18 protein-coding genes are annotated in these 23,619 nt (G+C 56.5%); 5 read left to right on the top strand and 13 right to left on the bottom strand.

Annotated features, from left to right (window positions below):
* A partial coding sequence (locus ACRBB0_RS13065) for a glycoside hydrolase family 2 protein (protein WP_431374879.1) occupies window positions 1–635 on the top strand: 635 nt, incomplete at its 5' end.
* A 139-nt stretch (window positions 636–774) separates the two neighbouring features.
* Here the strand turns inward: ACRBB0_RS13065 and ACRBB0_RS13060 are convergent.
* From ACRBB0_RS13060 to ACRBB0_RS13040, 5 genes are all read right to left on the bottom strand, one after another.
* Complete coding sequence (locus tag ACRBB0_RS13060; RefSeq protein WP_431374878.1) at window positions 775–1,020, bottom strand: hypothetical protein; 246 nt, start codon at window positions 1,018–1,020, stop codon at window positions 775–777.
* A 271-nt stretch (window positions 1,021–1,291) separates the two neighbouring features.
* Window positions 1,292–2,044, bottom strand: a complete 753-nt coding sequence (locus ACRBB0_RS13055) for an iron ABC transporter ATP-binding protein (RefSeq protein ID WP_431374877.1) — start codon at window positions 2,042–2,044, stop codon at window positions 1,292–1,294.
* Window positions 2,041–2,985, bottom strand: coding sequence for an iron chelate uptake ABC transporter family permease subunit (locus ACRBB0_RS13050; RefSeq protein WP_431374876.1), 945 nt, complete (start codon window positions 2,983–2,985; stop codon window positions 2,041–2,043). The genes ACRBB0_RS13055 and ACRBB0_RS13050 overlap by 4 nt, the downstream gene beginning before the upstream one ends.
* Entirely contained in the window at window positions 2,975–3,925 is a 951-nt protein-coding gene (locus tag ACRBB0_RS13045) for an ABC transporter permease (protein WP_431374875.1), read from the bottom strand. Before ACRBB0_RS13045 ends, ACRBB0_RS13050 begins: the two co-directional genes overlap by 11 nt.
* Before the next feature lie 13 nt (window positions 3,926–3,938).
* A complete protein-coding gene (locus tag ACRBB0_RS13040; RefSeq protein WP_431374874.1) occupies window positions 3,939–4,829 on the bottom strand; it encodes a siderophore ABC transporter substrate-binding protein in 891 nt (296 codons plus the stop codon).
* 131 nt (window positions 4,830–4,960) lie between these two features.
* On the opposite strand from ACRBB0_RS13040, the gene ACRBB0_RS13035 reads away from it, so the two are divergent.
* Window positions 4,961–5,251 (top strand): DUF2218 domain-containing protein, encoded by a 291-nt coding sequence (locus tag ACRBB0_RS13035; protein ID WP_431374873.1) that lies wholly within the window; start codon window positions 4,961–4,963, stop codon window positions 5,249–5,251.
* An 87-nt stretch (window positions 5,252–5,338) separates the two neighbouring features.
* Here the strand turns inward: ACRBB0_RS13035 and ACRBB0_RS13030 are convergent, their stop codons facing one another.
* The 6 genes from ACRBB0_RS13030 to ACRBB0_RS13005 all read right to left on the bottom strand — a co-directional run bounded on the left by ACRBB0_RS13030 (window position 5,339) and on the right by ACRBB0_RS13005 (window position 14,022).
* Entirely contained in the window at window positions 5,339–7,612 is a 2,274-nt protein-coding gene (locus ACRBB0_RS13030; RefSeq protein ID WP_431374872.1) for a PAS domain-containing protein, read from the bottom strand.
* Between the two features lie 234 nt (window positions 7,613–7,846).
* Window positions 7,847–9,679 carry a dihydroxy-acid dehydratase gene (gene ilvD / locus ACRBB0_RS13025; protein ID WP_431374871.1) on the bottom strand — a complete coding sequence of 611 codons (1,833 nt, stop codon included), beginning with the start codon at window positions 9,677–9,679 and terminating at the stop codon, window positions 7,847–7,849.
* Window positions 9,680–9,820: 141 nt separating this feature from the next.
* Window positions 9,821–10,906, bottom strand: coding sequence for an ABC transporter ATP-binding protein (locus ACRBB0_RS13020; protein ID WP_431374870.1), 1,086 nt, complete (start codon window positions 10,904–10,906; stop codon window positions 9,821–9,823).
* A gap of 6 nt (window positions 10,907–10,912) precedes the next feature.
* Window positions 10,913–11,803 (bottom strand): carbohydrate ABC transporter permease, encoded by an 891-nt coding sequence (locus ACRBB0_RS13015; RefSeq protein ID WP_431374869.1) that lies wholly within the window; start codon window positions 11,801–11,803, stop codon window positions 10,913–10,915.
* Window positions 11,796–12,692 carry a carbohydrate ABC transporter permease gene (locus tag ACRBB0_RS13010; RefSeq protein ID WP_431374868.1) on the bottom strand — a complete coding sequence of 299 codons (897 nt, stop codon included), beginning with the start codon at window positions 12,690–12,692 and terminating at the stop codon, window positions 11,796–11,798. The genes ACRBB0_RS13015 and ACRBB0_RS13010 overlap by 8 nt, the downstream gene beginning before the upstream one ends.
* 91 nt (window positions 12,693–12,783) lie before the next feature.
* Window positions 12,784–14,022 (bottom strand): ABC transporter substrate-binding protein, encoded by a 1,239-nt coding sequence (locus ACRBB0_RS13005; RefSeq protein ID WP_431374867.1) that lies wholly within the window; start codon window positions 14,020–14,022, stop codon window positions 12,784–12,786.
* Between the two features lie 208 nt (window positions 14,023–14,230).
* Between ACRBB0_RS13005 and ACRBB0_RS13000 the strand changes: the two genes are divergently transcribed.
* The gene (locus tag ACRBB0_RS13000; RefSeq protein WP_431374866.1) at window positions 14,231–15,220 is read left to right on the top strand and encodes a LacI family transcriptional regulator; all 990 of its coding nucleotides are present in this window, start codon (window positions 14,231–14,233) and stop codon (window positions 15,218–15,220) included.
* 38 nt (window positions 15,221–15,258) lie between these two features.
* On the opposite strand, the gene ACRBB0_RS12995 is transcribed toward ACRBB0_RS13000, so the two are convergent.
* Window positions 15,259–16,632 carry a GH1 family beta-glucosidase gene (locus ACRBB0_RS12995; protein WP_431374865.1) on the bottom strand — a complete coding sequence of 458 codons (1,374 nt, stop codon included), beginning with the start codon at window positions 16,630–16,632 and terminating at the stop codon, window positions 15,259–15,261.
* Window positions 16,633–16,855: 223 nt separating this feature from the next.
* Complete coding sequence (locus ACRBB0_RS12990; protein ID WP_431374864.1) at window positions 16,856–17,854, bottom strand: DUF4105 domain-containing protein; 999 nt, start codon at window positions 17,852–17,854, stop codon at window positions 16,856–16,858.
* A 204-nt stretch (window positions 17,855–18,058) separates the two neighbouring features.
* Between ACRBB0_RS12990 and ACRBB0_RS12985 the strand changes: the two genes are divergently transcribed.
* Entirely contained in the window at window positions 18,059–19,873 is a 1,815-nt protein-coding gene (locus ACRBB0_RS12985) for an autotransporter assembly complex protein TamA (protein WP_431374863.1), read from the top strand.
* Entirely contained in the window at window positions 19,873–23,613 is a 3,741-nt protein-coding gene (locus ACRBB0_RS12980) for a translocation/assembly module TamB domain-containing protein (protein WP_431374862.1), read from the top strand. The genes ACRBB0_RS12985 and ACRBB0_RS12980 overlap by 1 nt, the downstream gene beginning before the upstream one ends.
* Window positions 23,614–23,619: the final 6 nt, after the last annotated feature.

Here is a 23,619-nt window from a genome sequence, read left to right as displayed (position 1 = left end):
CCCCAGCCGGAGCAGACCCCACATGGCCCGTGTGTTCCTGGGCGTCCTTGGATCATGGCGGCGGGTGGAAAGTCTTGCACCATATGGCGCGCCGGTTTTTCGCACCGCTGCATGTGACGGTGGTTCCTGAGGCGGAGGGTTTTGCCCTGCGCGCCGTCAATGATGGCGACACAGACCTGTCTGGCAGGTTGGTGGTGGAAGCCATGACGCCAAAAGGCACACGGCGGAAATTGGGAGACTTCGATTTTCAAGTGTCGCCACGCCAAGCCGAAACGGTGTTTCAAACCGGAGCGTTGGCCGAGGATGAGATGTTGGTGTACCGTTGGGATGTGCCTGACGGCCCGTCTGGTCGGGATTGGTTCGCACCCAAACCGTACAAATCCTATGATCTTGAGGCGCCGCAGTTGGATTTGGAGGTGTCAAAAACCCAAGGCGGCTATGAGCTAACGGTTACAAGTGCGGCACCCGCTTTTTTCGCCACGGTCGAAGCCGACTGTGAGGGCCGTTTTAGTGACAACGCGTTTCTTGTTGTACCCGGTGAGCCGGTCGTCGTCCGCTTTGAGCCCAAGGAAGCAAGCCGGTCGCCGATTTTTGAAACCCGTGATCTGCATTCCGCGACATATGAGAAGGTATGACTGAGATCAAATTAACATAATCCTCATTATACGTACCGTGGGCGGGATCTAACCTCGGATGCGAAATTGTCCTTATTTTGCAGGAAAGAAAAGAGACTGAAAGCTGTGCCGCCGCCAAAGGCCATACCTTTCGGTCATATCAATTCTGATAAGTCCAAAGCTCTTGATCCGCTTGAATTGCGGCGATCACCGCTTTTGCGCGGGCCGCAGCGTCTTGTCGGTGGCCTAAACCCATATGGTTGGCCTCAATATCCATGAGGTAATTCGCGGTGTCTTCTTGGGACGCGCCCCTGCGAAGCTGACCTGCGGCATGAAGGAGATATCTGTCATACTCGTTGACGAACGGCTGGCAGTTTTCATCATCCCACTTTTGCCCGTGAGCCAAGAGGCCAATCGGATCCCATTTGGACCAGCCAATATCCCGAAGCCGAGAAAGCCTTATTTTAGGAGCTGGTGTCAGTGGCGGATCAAGACATGGCATCTCAAAACTTTCAAAATATCTGGCTCACTTACAGATGACCTGATTCCAGAGGGGTTCCAAGCCCGACCCTTGTTGCGATCTGTCGTGACAGGTCTGTTTTGCAGACCGGATGAGATGTCTCGTGGGGTGCAGTATTTGGAGCGCGGTTGGCGGGGCGCATGTTACAGTCGGGGTCTCAGACCTGAACCAGTGTGCGCCCGTTGGTCTGCACGACCTGCGCATCGGTGTTGAAGACTGATTTGAGCATGTCATTAGAGACCACATCCGAGGGCACCCCGGCGGGGCCGAGCTGGCCGGATTTAATCGTCACCATATGATCGGCGTAGGCGCAGGCATAGTTGATATCGTGAAGAACGGTTACGACGGTGCGATTGTGCTCATGCGCGACCCGGCGCAGCAGCTTCATCAAGGACCGACTTGCGGCAATGTCCAGGTTGTTCAGGGGCTCATCGAGCAACACAAAGTCTGTGTCCTGCGCAAAGGTCATCGCCACTTGCGCCCGCTGTCTTTGGCCCCCAGAGAGACTATCAAGCGTACGGTCAACGAATTGGCTAAGTTCAAACGTCTCAACGGCATTTTTGATTTTCGCCCGGTCCTGTTCTGTTGGGCGGCCCTTGTGGTGCGGATAGCGGCCAAAACTGATCAGTTCGCCCACCGTAAGGCGGGTGGCCACGTCTGAGGCCTGCGGGAGAATGGCGAGCTTGCGCGCCAGCACGTCGCTTGGTGTTGTTGCCACGTTCAAATCATCGACGATGACCCGGCCCGATTGGAGCGGCATCAATCGGGCGATCAAGCCAAGCAATGTTGATTTCCCTGCGCCATTGGGGCCGACTAACGCCGTGACCCCGCCACGGGGAATATCCAGCGAAATATCGCGAAGGATCGGAACGCTGCCGTAGTGATATGACAATCCAGTGACCGAAATCATGTGCGCAATCCTCGTAGAAGTAGAGCTAGAAACAGCAGCCCGCCCAGCACATCAACCACCACCGACAACGGGGTGGCCAAGCTAAGCACCCGTTCGAGCAGGGTTTGCCCGCCGACCAAGGTAATGGCGGAAATCAACCCGGCGGACGGGATCAGGGTGCTGTGATATGGGCTGGGGGTGATCAGATGGGCAAGCGAGACAACGAGCAATCCAAGAAAGGCAACCGGGCCAACCAAGGCCGTGGAGACCGAAACAAGGATCGCGACAAGGACAAGCGCCTTTATCTGGCCGCGCTTTGGGTTCACCCCAAGGTTAATGGCGGCATCGTGACCAAGAGCCAAGACATCAAGCTGAAAGCGCATGCGCCAACACATGGCCAGTGTCAGACAAGTGAGAAGGCTTGCGATTCCAAGCAGTTCGGTGTCGATCCACCCGAAACGTGCATAGCTTGCAACTTGAATCACCGAGTATTCATTGGGATCAATGAGGCGCTGCATAAAGGAGGTCAGGGACCGAAACAGCGTACCAAAAATAATCCCGGTCAAGATCAAGCGCATGAGGTCATGCCGGGTCTGGAACAGCAGGCTCCCAAAGAGGATCAAAGACGCCCCAACCAGCAATCCGACATTGACCACAAACAAGCCAATGGGGGGGAGTTGAATATAGCCCTGCCCGCCGAGGAAAAACACAGCCCCCGTCAACAACAGCACATACAGCGCGTCAAACCCCATAATGGAGGGGGTCAAAATGCGGTTTTGGGTGATCGTCTGAAAGAGCACAGTTGCGGTGCTGACCGACACTGCCACAAGGATCAGCGCAACCAATTTGGCCCCCCGAAACGGCAGGACGAAAGACCAGTTGCCCTTGGCACCGACCGTCATATAGGCGGCGCAACACAGCGCCAGGAAAAGCCCCAGGCCCATCAACCGTTTAGCGTGCATGGCGCGGCCTCGCATAAAGCAGCCACAGGAAAACGATCGCGCCGATCACGCCGAAAACAGTGCCAACCGGGATCTCAAACGGGTATCGCAAAACCCGGCCCAGAATGTCAGAGAACAGGACCAACCCTGCCCCCATAATCGCAACCATCGGCAAGGTCGCGCGCAGATTATCACCGAACCTGCGCGACACGATGTTGGGCACAACAAGCCCAACAAATGGGATCATTCCAACCGTAACAACCGTTAAGGCGGTCACAATGGAAATGGCCAGCAAGCCAATCAGTACAACCTGTGAATAATTCAGGCCCAGATTGATGGAAACGGTGCGCCCCATGCCAACGATGGCGAATTGATCGGCCACCAGATAGGTGAGCGCACCAACCCCAGCCGCAATCCACAGCAGCTCATACCGGCCTTTCAGAACGCCCGAAAACTCGCCTGTCATCCAGACATCAATGTATTGTAACAGGTCGTATTGGTAAGCCACAAAGGTAGTGCCCGCGCCCAACAACCCGCCATAAACCAAGCCAACCAAAGGGATCAGCAAGGGCTGTGTCGGTGGCAGGCGGCGCACAATCGCCAGAAACCCGATTGAGGCCAAAAGCGCTGTGCCCGAGGCAAACCCCATCCGCACCAGTAAGGGTGACGAGGGGATCAAAACAGTTGCCAGCAAAATGCCGATGGCGGCGCCCTGCCCGGTTCCCGTTGTCATGGGTTCGACAAACCGGTTCCGCAGGATTTGCTGCATGATTGTTCCGGTCACGGCCAGAACCGCACCGGTGATGATCACCGCAACTGTGCGGGGGCCTCGGCTGATGAGGATCAGCCGCAAAGCTTCGGGATCATGCAAAAGGTCAGTTGGGGCCATGTCGATGACCCCAACAAAAAGCGACAGCACAGCAAGAGCCATGAGAGCCAAAAGGCCCAATATTCCCGCCATGCGCCTTGTCATATTACCGGTCCAAAAACGCAGTGGTGATTTCATCAAGAGTCATGGTCATCGACTGAATCCCGCCGCTTGCAATATAGAGCGGTGCGCTGTTCAGATAGATCACTTTACCGGTCTTCCAGGCGGTTGTTTCGTGAACCAAGGCATTGTCCAAAGTCGTTTGAGCGCGTTCGCCGTCTCGTCCGATGGCCGCCAGCCGGTCAACGACGATCAGGATGTCAGGGTTGGCATCCCGGATAAATTCAAAGCTGATCGCTTCGCCATGGGTCGCTTGTTCCACCGCTTCGACCGCTTCTGGCAAGCCAATCGTATTGTGTAGCCAGCCAAACCGCCCCCCCGCGCCATAGGCCGACACTTTTGGCCCGTTGGTCATGATGATCAGGGCATTGCCTTGACCTGATACCGCCGTTTTTGCGGCGTCCAATTTGGCGTTGAAACTGTCGGCCAGGGCCTTGGCTTCGGCTTGCTTGTCGAAGATACGTCCAAAGGTCGCCAAGCGGTCCAGCCCTTGGCCCACGGTGTCTTCCCAAATGGTCATGTCGACGGTCGGCGCGATTTTTGCCAGATCTGGAGCAACTTTGGCGGATCGACCGCCCGCAACGATCAGATCCGGGCCCATGGCCGCGACGGCTTCGAAATCAGGTTCGAAGAGCGTACCGACTTTGGTTGCGCCATCCAGCGCCCCTTCGAGATAGGTCACGTAAATCGGGCTGACAGCCCCGTTTGGTTTGACCCCAAGCGCGGAGAGAGTATCCATTGCGGCCACATCAAAAACAGCGACGGTTTCAGGTGCCAAGGGAACATCCGCAGCGCCGGTATAGGTGTCGACAGAAATGGTGTCTGCAAAAGCCGGTGAGGTCAGCATAGCCAGCGAAAGGGTAAGCTTTTTGAGCATAGGATTTCCTCCTGATTGCTGCATGGCTTACCGGATGGTTGGCTGTGCATTTAAAATTCTGGGCTTGATTAGACGCTTGAAAAAGGCGAGTCCAGTATTAACTGACAGTTTCAATCAGATAAGGTTTGACTATGCACGCACTCACTGGCACCTTCGAAACTCCAAATGCATCAAAGTATCTGCAACAGCTCTGCAAACACTTTGCCCATAAAATTGAGGTCACATTCTCCGAAACGGAAGGCAGCTGTGCCTTTCCCATGGGAACCGCGCAGCTCCGGGCGAGCAACGACCGTTTGAATATCTCATTCGAATTGGCGGATTCCGACAAGGTGGATATGGCGAAATCGGTGATCGACAAACACCTGGAGCGCTTTGCCTTTCGCGAAGACTTCACAAATATGGACTGGTCCAGCGACAGCTGACAGGCCACGCAACAGGTCGGCCTTGATCGGTCAGGGTCATTGAGGGAGTCGGGCTCCCTCACCGAAGACCGCGGCCTGTGACCGGCGTCAAATAGGCATCAGGGCCCGGACGGCGCGGGCTAGGTCTCGTTTGCCTATTGGCTTCATGAGGCGCACGTCTTCCGCCCGCAACCCGTTGCCGTGAATCGTGGCTTCGTTGGGGTATCCTGTGATGAAAATCACCTTGAGATCGGGTTGTTGTTTGCGCAATTGCCGAGCCAGATCAGGCCCCTGAAGCGCGCCGGGCATCACGATGTCTGTGACCAACAGATCAAAAGGCCCGCTCTCGGCGTGGATTTCTGCGGCTTTGTCGCCGGTTTCGGCACTGGTGCAATCCAACCCCATTTCGGTCAATCGGCGCTCAATGATCTTGCGCACCTCCTCGTTGTCTTCGGCAAAGAGGACACGGCCACTGGCTTTGACGTCTGGTTCAGTCAGGGTTTCGTCCACTTCCATCGAGGCATCCAAGGCCGACGCAGGAAAGAAGAGTTTGATGGTGGTGCCGACATTTGGCTCGGAATAAATCCGCAACCCGCCACCCGATTGCCGCACAAACCCATCGACCATAGACAGGCCCAAACCGCTGCCTTGCTCGGAAGGTTTGGTTGAGAAATAGGGCGACAATGCATTTTTGAGCAAGGCTTCAGACATGCCAATCCCGGTGTCTGACAAGGCAAAGACAACATAGGGGCCGGGTTGAAGTGTTTCATGCCGGGCTTCGATATAGCGTTCGGTCAAAACCATATTGTTGGTTTCAAGCGTCACCACCCCGCCATCGGGCATGGCATCGCGCGCATTGATCGCGAGATTGAGCACCGCATTTTCAAAGGAAACGCGATCTGCATGCACGCTCCAACAGTTTTCACAGGACTTGATTTCCAACCGGATATTCTCTGGAAACACCCGGCGGAGCACGTCATCCATGCTGATCGCGATGTCATTCAAGTTAACCCGCCGCGGGTTGAGAACCGCTTTGCGCGCAAAGCTGAGCAGGTTACGGGTCAGCTCAGCGCCACGCAATGTTGCCTTGAGCGCGCTGTTGACCAACGGTTCCTGACTGCTTGATAGCTGTTCCTCTTGGAGCATCTCAAGATTGCCCAGGATAACCGCAAGCAGGTTGTTAAAATCATGCGCCGCACCGCCAGCCAATTGGCCAACGACCTCTTTCTTTTGGGCCGCCACCAATTGTTGTTCCGCGACGACAAGACCGGTGATGTCCTGCACGGTTCCAACCAGCTCAAATGGTTTGCCGTCAATGTCGGTTTCAACAATTGTACTGATGTCGCAATACCGCGTTTCACCATCGGGGCGAAAGATTCTTACCCGAATGCGATCAACCATATTCGGATCAAGATGCCATTTTTGCAGCACCCGCAGCTCACCCTTTTCGACCAATTCCAAATCTTCAGGGTGAAAGAGTTTGTCGAGGTCGCGCATATTGGGCTGAAAAGTCTCTGGGTCCAGCCCAAAAATTTGGCACAGTGCGTCGGACCAATACATTGTCTCTTCGCCAAGTCGGCGGGACCAATTGCCAAGCTTGGCGATCCTTTCGGCGCGCAGCAGTTTGTTGCTCAGGTCAACTTGTTCGGAAATATCGGTTTCAATGCCGACAAGCTGGACCGTCTCACCCGCGTCGTTGAGCACTGGCTGGCCCCGGATCAGGATCGACAAATACCGCCCATCCACAGCCCGCACCCGTGCCACTGTGCCAAAAGGCGTCCCATGTTTGACGGAATTTTGCATCACCTCGTCTAGTTGGTGAAGGTCGTCAGGGTGATACAGGCTCGAATTGAAGGCCACCAGATCGTCGACCTGACTGTAATCATGACCCAGCGAATTCATCAAACGAGCGGAAAAACTCACCTGGTTCGACAGGAGATCCCAACGCCAAATGCCGATTTCTTCGCCAAAACGGGCATCTTCCAACAGCTGGGTTGATTGGTGCCAGAACTGAAACTTGTGCGGATCGCGTCCGTCACGAGTGGTTTGAACAAGTTGCACCGGCGCGCGGCCTGCTTGTGGTGCCTGCATCGGAGAGACAACCAACAGCAAATCCGCAGGCTGATCACCATCTTGGGGGAGCACCCGCCCGGTGACTTGCCAACTGCGAAGGCTGCTGCTTGCCCAAAACGCATGTGTGTCGCCCTGGGCCTCGCGCACCTGCCGCAATTCATCCGCCAGAGCCCCATCATTGTCCGCCCAAATCCGAGCCAGGGGTCGTCCGATCAGTCGATCGATATCCAGTCGCAGCAATTTGGCGAATTCTTGATTGCAGATTTTGATCGCCTGATTCCCGTCGAGCACCAGCCACGGTTGCGGCATGTGCTGCAGCAACATCTCACTGCTTAACGGGTTGACCTGTTTACCATCCATCAACAACGAGTATGGCGGATAAAATTACCGCTTGTCGAGGAAGGTATCACAATTCTCGGTAAAGTTGATAACTTGGCCGCGAATATCACCTTGCAAATCGCGGCCCTGGATCGTGGGCCACATGAAAAAGCCGCCATGCCGGATGGGGCATAGCGGCGTGATCGCGATCAAATCAATTGCGGGTTAGATGACCCGAACAGCCCCTTTGGCGGCCGAGCTTGCCATCATGCCATAGGCCTTGAGTGCCTTGGAGACCTTGCGTTTACGAGGTGCGGCCGGAACCCACCCTGCGGCCTCTTGAGCGGCACGGCGGGTTGCCATTTCCTCATCCGACACAACAAGATTGATGCTGCGATTGGGAATGTCGATCTCAATTTTGTCGCCATTTTGGACAAGCCCAATGGCGCCACCCTCAGCGGCTTCTGGTGACACGTGGCCAATCGACAATCCTGACGTCCCGCCCGAGAAGCGGCCATCGGTCAACAGCGCGCATTCTTTCCCAAGACCTTTGGATTTCAAATAAGAGGTCGGGTACAGCATTTCCTGCATTCCCGGCCCGCCGCGCGGCCCTTCGTAGCGGATCACCACAACATCGCCCGCCTTGACCTTGCCGGTCAAAATATCGCTGACGGCGGCGTCTTGGCTTTCGCAGACATGTGCCGTGCCGGTGAATTTCAGGATCGAGGCATCGACCCCGGCGGTTTTCACGATACAGCCATCCAGCGCGATATTGCCGAACAGCACCGCGAGGCCACCGTCTTGGCTAAACGCATGTTCTTTTGAGCGGATCACCCCGCCTTCGCGGTCGGTGTCCAGCTCTTTGTAGCGGTTGCTCTGGCTGAAGGCTTCGGTGGTGCGCACGCCACCCGGTGCGGCTTTGAACAGGTCTTCGGCCTCGGGATTGTTGGCGACTTTGACGTCCCATTTGGCAATCGCTTCGCCCATGGTCGAGCTGTGCACGGTTGGCACATCAAGATGAAGCAAGCCAGCGCGGCTCAACTCGCCCAAGATCGAGAAAATACCACCGGCGCGGTGGACGTCTTCCATATGAACGTTTTCGGTGTTGGGCGCGACTTTGCACAGGCAGGGCACTTTGCGGCTCAGGGCATCCATATGGGTCATGTCGAAATCGACCTCACCCTCATGGGCAATCGCCAGCAGGTGCAGAACAGTGTTGGTCGAGCCACCCATCGCAATGTCCAAAGACATCGCATTCTGGAACGCTTCGAATGTCGCGATTTCGCGCGGCAGAAGGCCTTTTTCTTCGCCTTCATAGTGGCGCTTGGTGATGTCGACGATCTTGCGACCGGCCTCAAGGAACAGGTTCTTGCGGTCCGAATGTGTCGCGAGGGTTGAGCCATTGCCGGGCAGCGCAAGACCCAGAGCTTCAGCCAGACAGTTCATCGAGTTGGCGGTGAACATGCCCGAACACGACCCACAGGTCGGGCAGGCGTTTTCTTCGATATGCTGAACTTGTTCGTCGGTATAGGTTTCGGACGCTGCCGCAACCATCGCATCGACCAGATCAACCTTGTTCATATCCAGGTCTTCAAAGTCGATTTTGCCAGCCTCCATGGGCCCGCCAGAGACAAAAATCACCGGAATGTTGAGACGCATGGCGGCCATCAACATGCCGGGCGTGATCTTGTCACAGTTCGAAATACAGACCATCGCATCGGCACAGTGGCCGTTGACCATGTATTCGACACTGTCGGCGATCACTTCGCGCGAGGGCAGCGAATAGAGCATGCCGTCATGTCCCATCGCGATGCCGTCATCGACCGCAATGGTGTTGAATTCTTTGGCAACACCACCCGCAGCTTCGACTTCGCGGGCCACCATCTGACCGAGGTCTTTGAGATGCACGTGACCGGGCACGAATTGGGTGAAGCTGTTCACAATCGCAATGATCGGTTTGCCAAAATCATCATCCCCCATACCAGTGGCGCGCCACAGGCTACGGGCACCGGCCATATTGCGGCCATGGGTCGAGGTTCTGGAACGATAACGTGGCATACGACTCTCTTTTGCGGCTTGTGTCTCGGGCTGTCCTGTCTTTAGCAAAGATCATCCGACAGGAAAGCCGAAAACGACCTTATGTTGCCCAAAACCCCGACGCAAGTGATTGAAAGTTTCGATGGGCAAGGCCGCGCAGGGTTATAATCGTGCTTCGCTATCGGCGTCAAAGATCGAACAGTTTGACGCTTTGACGCCAACCACAACCCTGTCACCCGCTTGGATTTTTGCCTGGCCATTAACGCGCACCCGAAAAGGCTTGCCGTCCAGTTCGGACCAAACCAAGGTGTCAGCCCCCATTTTCTCAACCAGATCAACGGTCAGTTCGATCTGCAAATCGCAGCGTTGCGCGGCGGGACCAAGCGCCAGGTTTTCGGGCCGTATTCCAAGAACAATATCGCTTTTGTTGGGCCGCGAGGTAAAGGGATAGGTTCCGACCGACAGCGCGCGGCCTCCAAAGATCAGCAGATCATTTTCAAGCCGCCCGCGCACAAAATTCATCGCAGGGGCACCGATGAAATCCGCCACATAGAGATTTTGCGGGCGGTTATAGATTTCATCCGGGGTGCCAAGCTGCATGATCTTGCCGCCCTTCATCACCGCAATTCGATCCGCCAAGGTCATCGCTTCGACCTGATCGTGGGTCACGTAGATCATGGTGTTTTGCAGCCGCTCATGCAGGCGTTTGAGCTCAACCCGCAGATCGGTGCGCAGTTTGGCATCAAGGTTCGACAGCGGTTCGTCGAACAAAAACACATCCACATCCCGCACCAAGGCCCGGCCAATCGCTACCCTCTGACGCTGGCCGCCTGACAGAGCAGAGGGTTTGCGTTTCAAGAGCGGTTCAATCTGCAACACCGATGCGGCACGGGCGACACGCTCTTTGATTTCGGCCTTGGGCATGCCGGAATTTTTGAGACCAAAGCTCATGTTTCCTTCGACGGTCATCTGCGGATACAAAGCATAGCTTTGAAAAACCATGCCGATGCCACGATCACTTGGTTCGGCCCAAGTGACATTGCGGCCGTTGATGTGGATTTGCCCATCGGTCAGATCCAGCAACCCGGCGATGCAGTTGAGCAAGGTAGATTTGCCGCAACCGGACGATCCCAACAGCACAAGAAATTCACCTGGCGCAATATCGAGATCAAGGTTCTTGAGCACTTCGACCGCGCCGAAATTTAGTTGCAGACCCTGAATGGAAACAGAAGGGGTTTGCGTGGTCATATTACGTCAGCCTTTCACAGCGCCAGCAGCAATGCCGCGCACAAAGAGTTTGCCAGAAGCAAAGTAGATGGTCAGTGGAACAAGGCCGGTCAGCAGGGTTGCCGCCATATTGACGTTGTATTCCTTAACGCCCTGAACCGCGTTGACGATGTTATTAAGCTGCACCGTCATCGGGTAATGTTCGGGCTTGGTATAGATCACGCCAAACAGGAAATCGTTCCAGATACCGGTGATCTGCAAGATGATTGCGACCATGAAGATCGGCAAAGACATTGGCACCATGATCCGAAAATAGATGCCCCAGAACCCGGCTCCGTCCACACGGGCGGCTTTGAACAGCTCATCGGGGAGCGAGGTAAAGTAATTGCGAAACAACAGCGTCAGGATCGGCATCGCAAAGATGGTGTGGATCAACACCAGCCCCGAGATTGATCCAAACAGACCCAGTTCGCGCAGCAAGATCACCAGCGGATAAATCATCACCTGATAGGGGATAAAGGCCCCGAAGATCAGAATGGTAAAGAACACTTCAGAGCCTTTGAACTTCCAATTGGCCAGCGCGTAACCGGTCACCGATGTCACGGCGATGGAGGCAATGAGCGAGGGGATCAGGATTTTGACTGAGTTCAAGAAACCCGCGCTTAAGCCTTCACACACAAGACCGGTACAGGCCGAGAAGGCGGCTTTTTTCCATGGCTCAAAGGTGATTTCGACCGGCGGCGCAAAGATTTTGCCCGTGCGTATTTCCGGCATCCCCTTAAGCGATGTGATGATCATCACATATAGCGGCAAGGCATAGTAAATCAGCACAACAGCCAGCACAGACCACAACATGATCGTGCGACCATTCAGGCGTTTTTGCGGTTTGGGGCCACGCGGCCCGGTGAGGTCAGCCATGTTTTTTGCCCCCAAATTCGAGATAAGCCCAAGGGATCAAGATAACGGCCACAGAGAGCAGCATCATGGTCGAGGCCGCAAAGCCTTGGCCGAGGTTCAGATTGTTGAACATCATATCAATAACGTATTTTGCAGGCACTTCGGAGGCGATGCCGGGGCCGCCATTGGTCTGGGCTTTGACCAGATCATAGACCTTGATGATCCCGCTTGCGATCAGCACCAGTGCGGTCACAAACACCGGCCGCATCATTGGGATGATCACAAAGACATAGGTTTTCCATGTGGAAATCCCGTCGACTTTGGCGGCTTTCCAGATGTCTTGGTCAATACCGCGCAACCCGGCCAGCATCACCACCATGATAAAGCCAGACCCCTGCCAGAGAGCGGCAATCAACACGCCGTAGATCACGATATTAACGTCGTATAGTGGATTGAATTCGAAGCTCGTCCAGCCAAGATCCCGAACGATTTTCTGCACGCCAAAATCAGGATTCAGCAGCCATTGCCACACCAGGCCGGTGACAACAAAGCTCAGGGCGAAAGGGTACAAAATGATCGTGCGGATGGTGTTTTCAAACCGGATTTTTTGATCCAGAAGCGTCGCCAGAAAAAAGCCGATCACCAGGCTCAGCACCATCATGCAAGCCCCAAAAATCATTAAGTTTTCAACGGAGACAAGCCAACGTCGCGTGCCCCAAAGCCGCTCATATTGGTCAAATCCGACAAAGTCCGATTTGGGCAACATCCGCGATTTGGTAAAGGAATGGTAGATCGTCCAGACCGTGCATCCCACAAAGACGATCAATGCCGTCGCAATCATAGGAAGCGCCGCCAGTTTCGACGTCAGGTTACGAAACAACGGATTAGGTCGTTTGGCAGTGTCAGGCATGCAGAGAAGTCCTTGATCATCGGGCCTGTTAAAATGGTCGGCACCCTTTCCGGGAGGTCAGGCACCGACCGAGCTGCATTGACTGATCAGATCAGTCTGCAGAACCGATGATGTCGGCGAAACGGTCTTGTGCGTCCTCGACCGTCATGCTGGCGTCATTCCAGAACTCAGAGAACAGATCTTTGAGCTGGTTGTCTGTGTCGGCCGAAAGTGTCTGTTCGCCCGATGGCAAGATTGCGCCCGTGGCCAGAATGTCCAAGCCTTTGCGCATACAGTCATTTGCGGCGGTCATATCAATGTCACCGCGCACAGGGAGCGACCCCTTTTTCAAGTTGAATGCAACCTGCGCCTCCTTCGAGAACATCACGCTGGCCAGTTCCTTTTGGGCCGCCGTCACCGCAGGGTCATCATGTTTGGGGAAGTAGAACGCGTCGCCCCCGGTTGAGATGATTTCATGCATCCCAAGACCCGGCAAACAAGTGTAATCTTCGCCAGCAACCTTACCGGCAACGGCGAATTCGCCTTGCGCCCAATCGCCCATGATTTGCGCACCGGCGTCGCCATTGATGACCAGCGCAGTGGCAAGGTTCCAGTCGCCGACGTTAGAGTTGGACGATAGCTTGCGCGCGGTGTCCGCAGCTTCAAACACGGCGGTCATTTCGGCAGAGCGGGCAGCGTCTTCGCTCTTGTCGACATTCACCTTGCGCCACAGGGCTTCGCCGCCAACCGCAACGTTCAAAACGCCAAAGGCGCCTGATGTCTGCCAGCTTTGCTGACCCACGGCCAAAGGCACTTTGCCCGCCGCTTCCAGCGCTGGGGCCGAGGCCACAAATTCGTTCCAGTTGCTCGGCACATCAATGCCTGCATCTGCAAAGGCCTTGTTGCTCAGCCAGAGCCACTGCCAGGAATGGATGTTGATTGGCACACAATAGACTTTGCCCTCGATTGTGCAGCTGTCCAGCAGGCCAATTGGGTTCACAATATCGCGCCAGCCTTCGGCCTCGGCCACATCCGTCAGGTCAAGCATCATGCCGGCCTCAACCAATTCTTCAGCCTGACGGCCATGGTTGAACTGGGTGGCGTGCATGGGATCGCCGCCAGTGATCCGGCTGATCATGACAGGACGCGCCGTGCCGCCTCCCCCGGCAATCGCGCCATCGACCCATTCATTGTCGGACTTGCTGGCAAAAACCTCGGCCAGGGCACCAACTGCCGCCGCTTCGCCGCCAGATGTCCACCAATGCGTGACTTCAAGTTTCACCGGCTCGGCCAACGCCGCTCCGGCAATACCCATCGATGTTGTCGCCAAAAGCGCTCCCATCCATTTCATCGTCTTTTCCTCCCTAATGTTGCGCACGATTTGGTTGGCTCGATTTTTTTGAGTCGCTAACTAAATCGTTATAGAGAAACTAAAACGATTTAGATTTACATTGCAACACATTTGTCGCACCCTAAAGAAACAAGCCCGTCTCGATTGAGCCGCTCCACCCGCTAGGCTAGAGATATTCCAGTTTTCAGACGAAGATGGCCCCGCTCTTATGAACAAATCTCGGCGACCCACGCTCAAGACAATTGCTAAATTGACCGGGCTGGCGGTGCCAACCGTGTCGCGTGCGTTGTCGGGGGCCGAAGATATTGGGCAAAACACGCGGGAACGTGTGCGCAAGGTTGCGGATGAAATCGGATATGTTCCAAATCGTGCGGGGCTGCGTCTGCGCACGGGACGCACCTTTGTTCTGACGTTGGTGCTTCACACCGAAGCTGATGTCATGAACCTGACCGCCCGCCTGATCAATGGCGCGGCTTCGGCGCTTCGGTCGACCCGTTACCATCTCAATATCACCCCGTATTTTCCCGGTGAAGACCCGATGCGTCCGATCCGGCATATCGTCGAAACACACGCCGCTGACGCGATCATCATGAACCAAACCCAGCCCGATGACCCGCGGGTGCGTTACCTGCTTGATAAGGGGTTCCCCTTTGCCACCCATGGGCGGTCAAACTGGTCGGAACAACATGCGTATTATGACTTTGATAATTACACCTATGGACAGCTGGCGGTAAAACGACTTGCTGGATTGGGGCGTAAATCCATCCGTGTCGTGGCCCCGCCGATGGATCAAAACTATGGCCAAGAGCTTGTCGCCGGTGCCTCGGCCAAGGCCGAGGAACTTGGCGTTGATCTGCATGTGATGAAACGGGTGACGTCAGACGATTCCGCCGCGACGATTGAACAAGAAATAGCCGATCTGTTTTCTGAACACGTCGATACGGATGGGATGATTTTTGCTTCGGCCAATTCCTGTATGGCATCTGTCACCGGGCTGGAACGGGCGGGCCTGACCATTGGCAAAGACATCGATCTGTTTTCCAAAGAGGCCTTGCCATTTTTGCAGCGTTTCCGCCCAGCGATCCACAGCCAGCATGAAGAAGCCTGGGCCGCCGGTGATTTTCTGGCCCGTGCGGCGATTGAGCGGATCGAAAAGCCCGACAACCCTTTGATGCAATTCCTTGAGGTTCCCGAATAAAGCACCCAGGCCACCAGAACAGCTCGTCGCGCCCTGTCTTACTCCGCTGGCGCGACCTCGGCACCGTGTTCAGCGCATAGCGCCGCATACCACTTCCCGCTTTTCTTGACCGTGCGCACCTGGGTTTCATAATCCACATGCACAATGCCAAAGCGCATTTTGTACCCTTCGGACCATTCGAAATTGTCCATCAGCGACCAAGCGAAATATCCCAGCATCGGAATGCCATTGTCCAACGCATCCGCCACTTTGCCGATATGTTCGTTCAGATAATCGAGCCGCGGTTGATCATCGACACTGCCATCCGCGTCTGGCCCCATATTATAACAGGCACCATTTTCGGTGATGTAGCAGGGCGGCATGTCATAGCGGTCATAAACGTGGTTCAGCAGATGGGTCAGCCCGTCGGATTTGATCTCCCAACCGATGTCTGTGCGCACATTTGACGTGGTCGACGGCACGGCCACTGATGCCGGGAATGGCGCATTCGGGCTTGGGTCATGTTTGACTGTGGCAGGATAGTAATAGTTGAAACCCCACCAATCCAATGGCTGGTGGATAATGTTCATATCCCCATCTTGCATCCGCAATTTATCGCCATAGGCATCCAGAAACTGGTCACCATATTTGCCAGCAAACATTGGCCCTAAATAGATGTCATTGTGGAACTGAAAATGCCGTTCGGCGGCGGCCACGTCATCGGGGTGATCGCTCGCAGCATAGGTCGAGATCGTGTTCAAGACCACGCCCATTTGGATGTCAGCCCGTTCCGCACGCGCCGCCTGCACCGCTTTGCCATGGGCCAGATTGATCACATGGGTGGCTGCCATCGCCGCATCAATGTTCTTTTCGCCCGGTGCGTGTTTGCCAATCAAATGGCCCAAATAGGAGGAGCACCAAGGTTCATTGAATGTGCTCAGCGCGTCAATTCTATCCCCCAAACGCCGCACCACATGGCTTGTATATTCGGCAAAGGCATCGGCGGTGTCGCGGTCTGTCCAGCCACCATACCCTGTCAGCGCAAGCGGCAAATCCCAATGATACAGTGTAGGGAACACCGAAATATCACGCGCGACCAGGCCATCAACAAGGCGATCATAGAAATCTAGCCCCTCTTGGTTCACCCGGCCCCGGCCCTCTGGCAACACCCGTGACCAGGCGATCGAAAACCGATAAGCATCGCAGTTCAGCGACTTGATGAGGTCCAGATCGCTTTCCCAGCGGTTGTAATGATCGCAGGCCTCATTGCCTGTATGACCTTGATACACCCGGCCCGGCATATGTGAAAATGCATCCCAAATCGTCGGGCCTCGCCCGCCTTGTTTCGTCGCCCCTTCGATCTGAAAAGACGCCGTGGCCACCCCAAATTTGAAATTTGCAGGAAAGCGTTTGGCAAGCGGGTTTAGGGTCATGTCCTGTCCTTTAGTCACAACTGTGTGGGTCTGTGATCGCGGCAAGAGGCCACGGCTTCACAGGGTCAGAGCGGATTATTTTTGCATTAATCTCTAATACCCAACCACTAAAACGATTTAGAAATTCAGGCAAGCCCTCTTTTTGCGAACAAGCCTTTGTGGCATCGCGGGTCAAAATTCGGGGGGCACACCGCGTGGTCAAGCAGGCGGTGCGCCCATTTCCCTATGGAACGGGAACGCCAACCCGTATGGCCTGAGAAAACCCGTCGCCCAGGCCATGCGCAATGGCGCGGGGTGCAACGCGGCCCAATTCGCGCAGCTCGTCCAGCGTCAAATCGGTGTTCACCGACCCATTGTCATAGGCGAATTCGGGCAAATACCCATTGGCAATCACCCGCCAATCCCAGGCCTGCCCGGCCCCGACCCCGTCCATGATCGTTGTCACAACGGTGGTGCAGTTGGTGAACAAGGCATTGTACCAACGTGGTTTGGCGGCCAGTTGGGTGGCATCTTGCACAAAGGCGGTCAAGATATTGCGGGCGGCGAAGTCGCGAACTTTCAGCCGGTAGAGCTGTACATCTTCGCCACGCACATTGGTGCGAAGGCCGACCAAATCCCGTTCGGTACTGGCGAGGATCGCAAGTGTGTTCGATTTGAACATATCGGCGAGGGGTGAAAAGCCGCCGCCTTCGGTGCGGCGCACTTCAACCGACCAAGCCAGATGTTCACCATCGGAAAAACCAAAGCTTACAATGAGATGGGCCATATATTGTGGACCCCAATAGGGCAAAAATACATCCGTGGTGTCGAGCTCTGACAGATCGTATTCGCGGCTAATCCAATTTTCAGTGTAATCCTCTTTGCTACGCCATTCAAAATCCCGCATGTCGTGCATCACCAGCCTGTCACCCACGATCTCGCCATAAGACTGTCGGGCCACTTCGGGGGCGTAATTGCGCGCGCTGGGAGGGGTGAGAGTGCTCCACCAAGCCATAACCACGGCCAAAATCACCGCGAAAGCCGCAAGGCCCCGAAGGCGCCACGCGCGAAACAGTCCGAAAATCGCCAGAAACGCGACGACAGCAACAAAGCCGCCCAAGCCCATACGCGCCCACTCAGGTGCAGGAAGGCGAAACCATAGTGCCAGTGCCGACCATGCGGCCGCGACAACAATCGCTAGGGTCAAAAGCGCCCCCAGCATGACCTTCAAAGCTTTACCCATCTACGCGTTACCCACTGTTTTGTGGCGCTTGGTGACGCCAAGTTTCCGATCACGTAACCCTGCCACAGCGAAGCCAGCCTTTGCAAACAACGCGTTGCGAACTGACCGAGCCGTCGTCTTTGCAAATTGCCGCCCACGTCACATTTTGCCATGGCCCAAGGCGCCTCTCTGGCATAGGTTAAGCGCAAAAGGGTGGGGCAAATCATGTCGCTTGGCGGGTATGGTGTTCGATTGGTGCTTTGCGGACTGGCTTTGGTCGGCCCGCTTTTGGCCCCATTGCCGTCGCTTGCCTTGGAGCAAGCCAAAGTCAGCCTGCTCAACACGGACAATGATCCACTCCGCGATAGCCTCAGGAACGCTTCCATTTCGCTGCCGCTTGTCGATCAACCCGACGTCACCATTCGTGATGTTGTGACCGCCGCGCAGGCCGATTACGCCAATATCGTCGAGGCGCTTTACGCCCAAGGATATTATTCGGCCGTTGTGCGCATCACGCTGGATGGCCAAGAAGCCGCCAATATCGATCCGTTTCATCTCCCGACTCGCGCCAAGGATCTGCGTATTTTGGTGGAACCGGGGCCGCGTTTCACATTTGGGGCCGCCAAGATCGCCCCGCTGGCCGCCAATTCAACACCGCCCGAAACCTTTGCGCCCGGCCAGCCGGCCTTGGCCACCGTTGTGCGTGATGCTGCCACCGGTGCGATCACCGATTGGCGCGATGCGGGCTATGCCAAGGCCGATATCAGTGGCCAAGACATTAGTGCCGATCATATCGCCGCCACGCTCAATGTCGGGATTCAGGTCACCCCCGGTCCGCGTCTGCGCTTTGGCGACGTTATCGTAACCGGTGACAGCGCCGTCAAACCCGCCCGCATTCGCCAAATCGCAGGCATTCCAAGAGGGGATCGCTTTCACCCTGATGATGTGGAAAAAGCCGCCTCGCGCTTGCGTCAAACCGGAACGTTTCAATCTGTCCAGGTGACCGAAGCCGACACTGCCAATCCAGACGGAAGCCTCGATCTGTCCATCGCTGTGATTGATCGCAAACCGCGTCGTTTTGGCGGCGGGGTCGAGGTTTCAACCCTGGAAGGAATGACACTGTCGGCCTTTTGGCTGCATCGCAATATCTTTGGCGGTGCCGAACGCCTGCGCGTCGAAGGTGAAATCGCCCAGATCGGCACCGATACTTTGGGCATTGATTACAACCTGTCATTCCGCCTTGAAAAACCGGCTGTTTATGGCCCCGACACCCAGTTTTTTCTTGAGGCTGAACTCAGCCATGAAGACGAGCCCGATTACCTTGATCGTCAGGTCAGTTTAACCTTGGGTGCCTCGCGTGAATTCAACGAACACCTGTCAGGTCAGCTTGGGTTTGGTGTCAGTTATTCGAAGGTCACGAATCGTTTTTCCGATCCTGAAACCACCCGCGAATTGTTGATCCTGAGCCTGCCCGCATCGTTGACCTATGACCGGCGCGACGACAAGCTCGACACCACATCGGGCTATTACCTCCACACTGAACTGACCCCCTTTTATGACACGCGCAACTCTCAGGCCGGGGGCCGATTTACCTTTGACGGGCGCGGCTATCAAAGCCTCGGCGACAGCGGCGCGGTCTTTGCGGGTCGCTTGCAACTTGGGTCAGTGACCGGCCCCGACGCGGTCGATGCGCCGCCCGGTTTCCTGTTTTATTCTGGCGGCAGCGGGACGGTGCGTGGTCAACCCTATCAATCACTCGGGGCCAGCCATGGCGGCCTTGATCTGGGGGGCAAGGCGCTTGCAGCGATGTCTGCCGAGCTGCGATATGCCGTGACGGATACCATCGGGGTTGTTGGCTTTGCCGATGCCGGTTTTATCGGTGCTGATGGGTTTGACGACGGTGAGTGGCATGCGGGCGGCGGGCTTGGCCTGCGCTACAAGACCCCTGTCGGCCCCGTTCGTGTTGACGTGGCTGGGCCGCTGGCCGGTGACACTGACTATGGCGTACAGCTTTATATTGGCATTGGGCAAGCCTTCTGATGCAGCGCCTGATTGTCCTCTGTCTGTCCCTGTTCTGCGCCCTGTGGCTCCCCTTTGGTGCCGCCGCAGAGGATAGTGATCGGGGTTACATCCAAGGTCTTCTTGAAGATGCCCTTTCGGCCCCTGGCCGCACGGTGACCCTGACAGGGTTCGCCGGAGCCCTGTCGAGCCGCGCCACAATGGAGCGCATCACCATTACAGATCCCGATGGCATTTGGTTCACAGCCACCGATGTTGCGTTGGTCTGGCGGCGGGGGGCACTTTTGTCCGGCGAGATTGAAATCGACGAAATCACCATCGGCAAAATTGACCTGCCGCGTGCGCCAAAATCCTCTGGCACATCCGAGACCTTGGCCACCCCTGCCGCGTCTACGCCGTTTTCGCTGCCCCAGCTGCCTGTCTCTGTCCGCATCGCCAAAATGCAAATCGCCGAAGCGGTTCTGGGCGAAACGCTGTTTGGCCAAGCCGCCCGCGTTCAGTTTGCAGGGTCGGCCGAGCTTGTTGATGGTGCTGGTACGGTTGAACTCGGGCTTCAACGTCTTGATCAAAACGGTGTGTTCAAAATTAGCGGCGGTTTTGGAAACTCGGACCAAATTCTTGATCTAAATATCGAACTTGATGAACCTGCAGATGGGATTGCCGCCAATCTGCTCTCGCTTCCAGGCAAGCCATCGGTTCGGCTGACCGCCCAGGGCCGAGATCCGATCAGTGACTTCAAGGCCGATATCAACCTGGCCACCGATGGCCAAGAACGGCTCTCTGGTGATGTCGCGCTTATCACCGAGCCCGACGGCACGTCGCGTTTTGCGGCCAAACTTAGGGGCGATATTGCCCCCGTTTTTGTCCCGGATTTCGCGGATTTTCTGGGCGACGCGGTACAGCTTCGCGCCCAGGGCCATCGTGACCCGAACGGCGCGCTTTCCTTATCCGAACTGTATCTTTCCGCAGCCGCCCTAAACCTGCGCGGCTCTGGCACATTGGGGCCGGATGGTTGGCCGCAACGCCTGTCACTTGAGGGGACCATTACGCCGCCTTCGGGTGAGCGCGTGGTTCTGCCTCTGCCCGGCCCGCGCACCGCCATTCGCGCCGCCGTTCTGTCCGGCGATTTTGATGCCGATGCCGGGTCGCAATGGCAATTGTCGGGCCGATTGATGGGTTTGGTCCAAGATGGGCTCACCGCAGGGTCGATTGGCTTTGATGGTCGCGGTGAGATTGATCCTGACGCCTCTCGTGTGACGGGTGCGCTGACCTTTGACGCCGCCTCGCTCCTGCCTGATAACGTCCCGATTGCCCGTGCCATCGGCTCCGACCTCACGGGCGGGTTGCGGTTTGATTGGGCCACCGGTGCGCCCTTGCATCTGCGCGACCTCAACCTGTCTGGCGCGGATTACGGTCTGAGCGGCGCGCTCTCTGTCTCCGATCTGACACAGCTTGACGATCTGAGCCTGACCCCCGACATCACCCTAACCGCCACTGACCTGTCGCGCTTTGCCGATCTGGCAGGCTTGAAACTCAGCGGGGCCGCGGGGCTGCGTATCTCTGGCGACGTCGCCCCTTTGACCGGTGCCTTTGAATTGCGCTTTCTTGGCGACACAGGTGACCTGCAAACCGGCCTCACCCAGTTCGATCCGCTCATTCTTGGCAAGGGAGAGCTGTCGCTAAACGTCACCCGCGACACCGCCGGCCTGCGTGTCTCTCCGGCTTTGATCGACACAGACGAAGCGAGCCTGTCCCTGACCGGCACCCTCACTGATGGCACCAGCACCGCAACGCTCAATGCCCGCCTGCGCGACATCGGCAAGTCACTGCCTGATCTCTCCGGCCCCGCCACTCTGATCGCCGAAACCCAGCAGCAGGGTTCTGATTGGCTTTTGACACTCAAGTCGACCCTGCCAGGGGCGAGTTCCGCCACGTTCACCGGCCGCATTGATGAAATCGCCGCGTCGCAATGGGCGGCTTCGGGTGATGTGGTGGCCGAAATTGGCCAGTTGGCAGCGTTTTCCCGGCTTGCCGGTCAATCGCTGGCCGGGGCCGCAACAGTCAGAGCCAAGGGGCGTGCCAACCTTCAGGATCTGTCCTTTGATCTGACCGCAGATGGCACCCTGTCCAACCCGCGCTTTGGGAATGCCACCGCCGAAACGCTGTTGCGGGGTGTGTCGCGATATGCGCTTTCGGCGACCCGCGCCGGTGACACCGTGGACATCCGCCAGCTTGATCTCTCCGCGTCCGGTCTTGATGCGGATCTATCCGGTCGGTTTGACCGATCCAGTGGCACTTTGCGCTATCAAATCACATTGCCCGATCTGGCCCGGATCGTACCGGAGTTTCCCGGCGTGGCGCAGGTCTCAGGCACCGCCTCAAAACAGGGGGAGACTTGGCAAATTGATGCGTCAGGAACCGGGCCGGGCGGCATTACCCTTGCGACTCGGGGGCGTGTTGCAACCGACGCATCCCGGCTTGATCTAAGCGTTACAGGCGTCACCCCTTTGGCCGTTGCCAATCGCTATCTGTCTGGGCAGGCGCTTTCGGGTCAGGCGCAGTTCGACCTCGCCATTAACGGCCCACCTGCCCTAAGCTCGGTCACCGGCCAGGTCACGCTGAGCGAGGGTCGTTTTACCACCCCCTCTCTTGGCATCGCGGTCGAGAAAATCTCCGGCCCGATCACCCTGTCGGCCAGCCGGGCCAACCTTGATCTTGAGGGCAAAATTTCGTCGGGGGGGCGGGTGCGCTTTACCGGGCCGGTCTCACTCGAACCGCCTTTTGTTGCCGATTTGAACGCGGCACTCAAAAAAGTCACCCTGCGGGACGCGAGCCTGTACGAGATTTCCCTTGGCGGTGATCTCTCTATCAAGGGTCCGCTCGACGGCGGCGCGGGGATCGGCGGTGTGATCACCCTGACATCTGCTGAGCTGCGTCTGCCGCAATTCAATCCGTCTTATTCCGCGCTCGAAGGGTTACGCCATCTCAACCCCAATGCCGAAGTCAAGCGCACCTTGCGCTTTGCCGGGTTGGAGGAGGAGCCTGACAGCAACGCGAACTCAGCGGCGGCCTACCCGCTTGATCTGACCATCAATGCGCCTGACAAACTCTTCATTCGGGGGCGTGGTCTTGATGCGGAGTTGGGGGGCTCTCTCCAGCTTACCGGCACCAGCAATGACATCATTCCTATTGGTGGTTTTGAGCTGATCCGAGGGCGGCTCGACCTCCTTGGGCGTCGTCTCGAACTGACCCAAGGTTCGGCCTATCTGCGCGGAAGTTTCGACCCGGTGATTGATTTCTCGGCCACCTCCGAAGTCGAAGACGTTACCGTTTCGCTCCGGCTGTTTGGCTTTGCCTCAGCGCCCGAGCTCACTGTGACATCGACCCCCGAATTGCCCCAGGACGAAGCGCTGAGCTATTTCCTGTTTGGCAAAGACGCGACATCAATCTCGGCCATTCAGGCGGTGCAATTGGCGGCCGCCATTCGGACACTCACCGGGCGTGGGGGGCTTGGGATCGCGGATAAATTTCGTCAGGGGCTTGGCCTCGACAATCTTGACGTTGGCGCAGATGAAAACGGTCAGGCTCAGGCTAAAATCGGCAAATATGTGTCCGACAACATCTACACCGATGTCACGATCAAGAGCGGCGAAAGCCAGATCAATCTAAACCTAGATATCACCCCAAGCCTTAAGTTGCGCGGGCGTTTGGACAGTGATGGCGACACGGGGATTGGCCTGTTTTTCGAGAAGGATTACTAGGTTTCG

The organism is Pelagimonas sp. (assembly GCF_050633425.1).
In the GTDB taxonomy this organism is placed as follows: Bacteria; Pseudomonadota; Alphaproteobacteria; order Rhodobacterales; family Rhodobacteraceae; genus Pelagimonas.
This window is presented reverse-complemented; position numbering and strand designations above follow the sequence as displayed.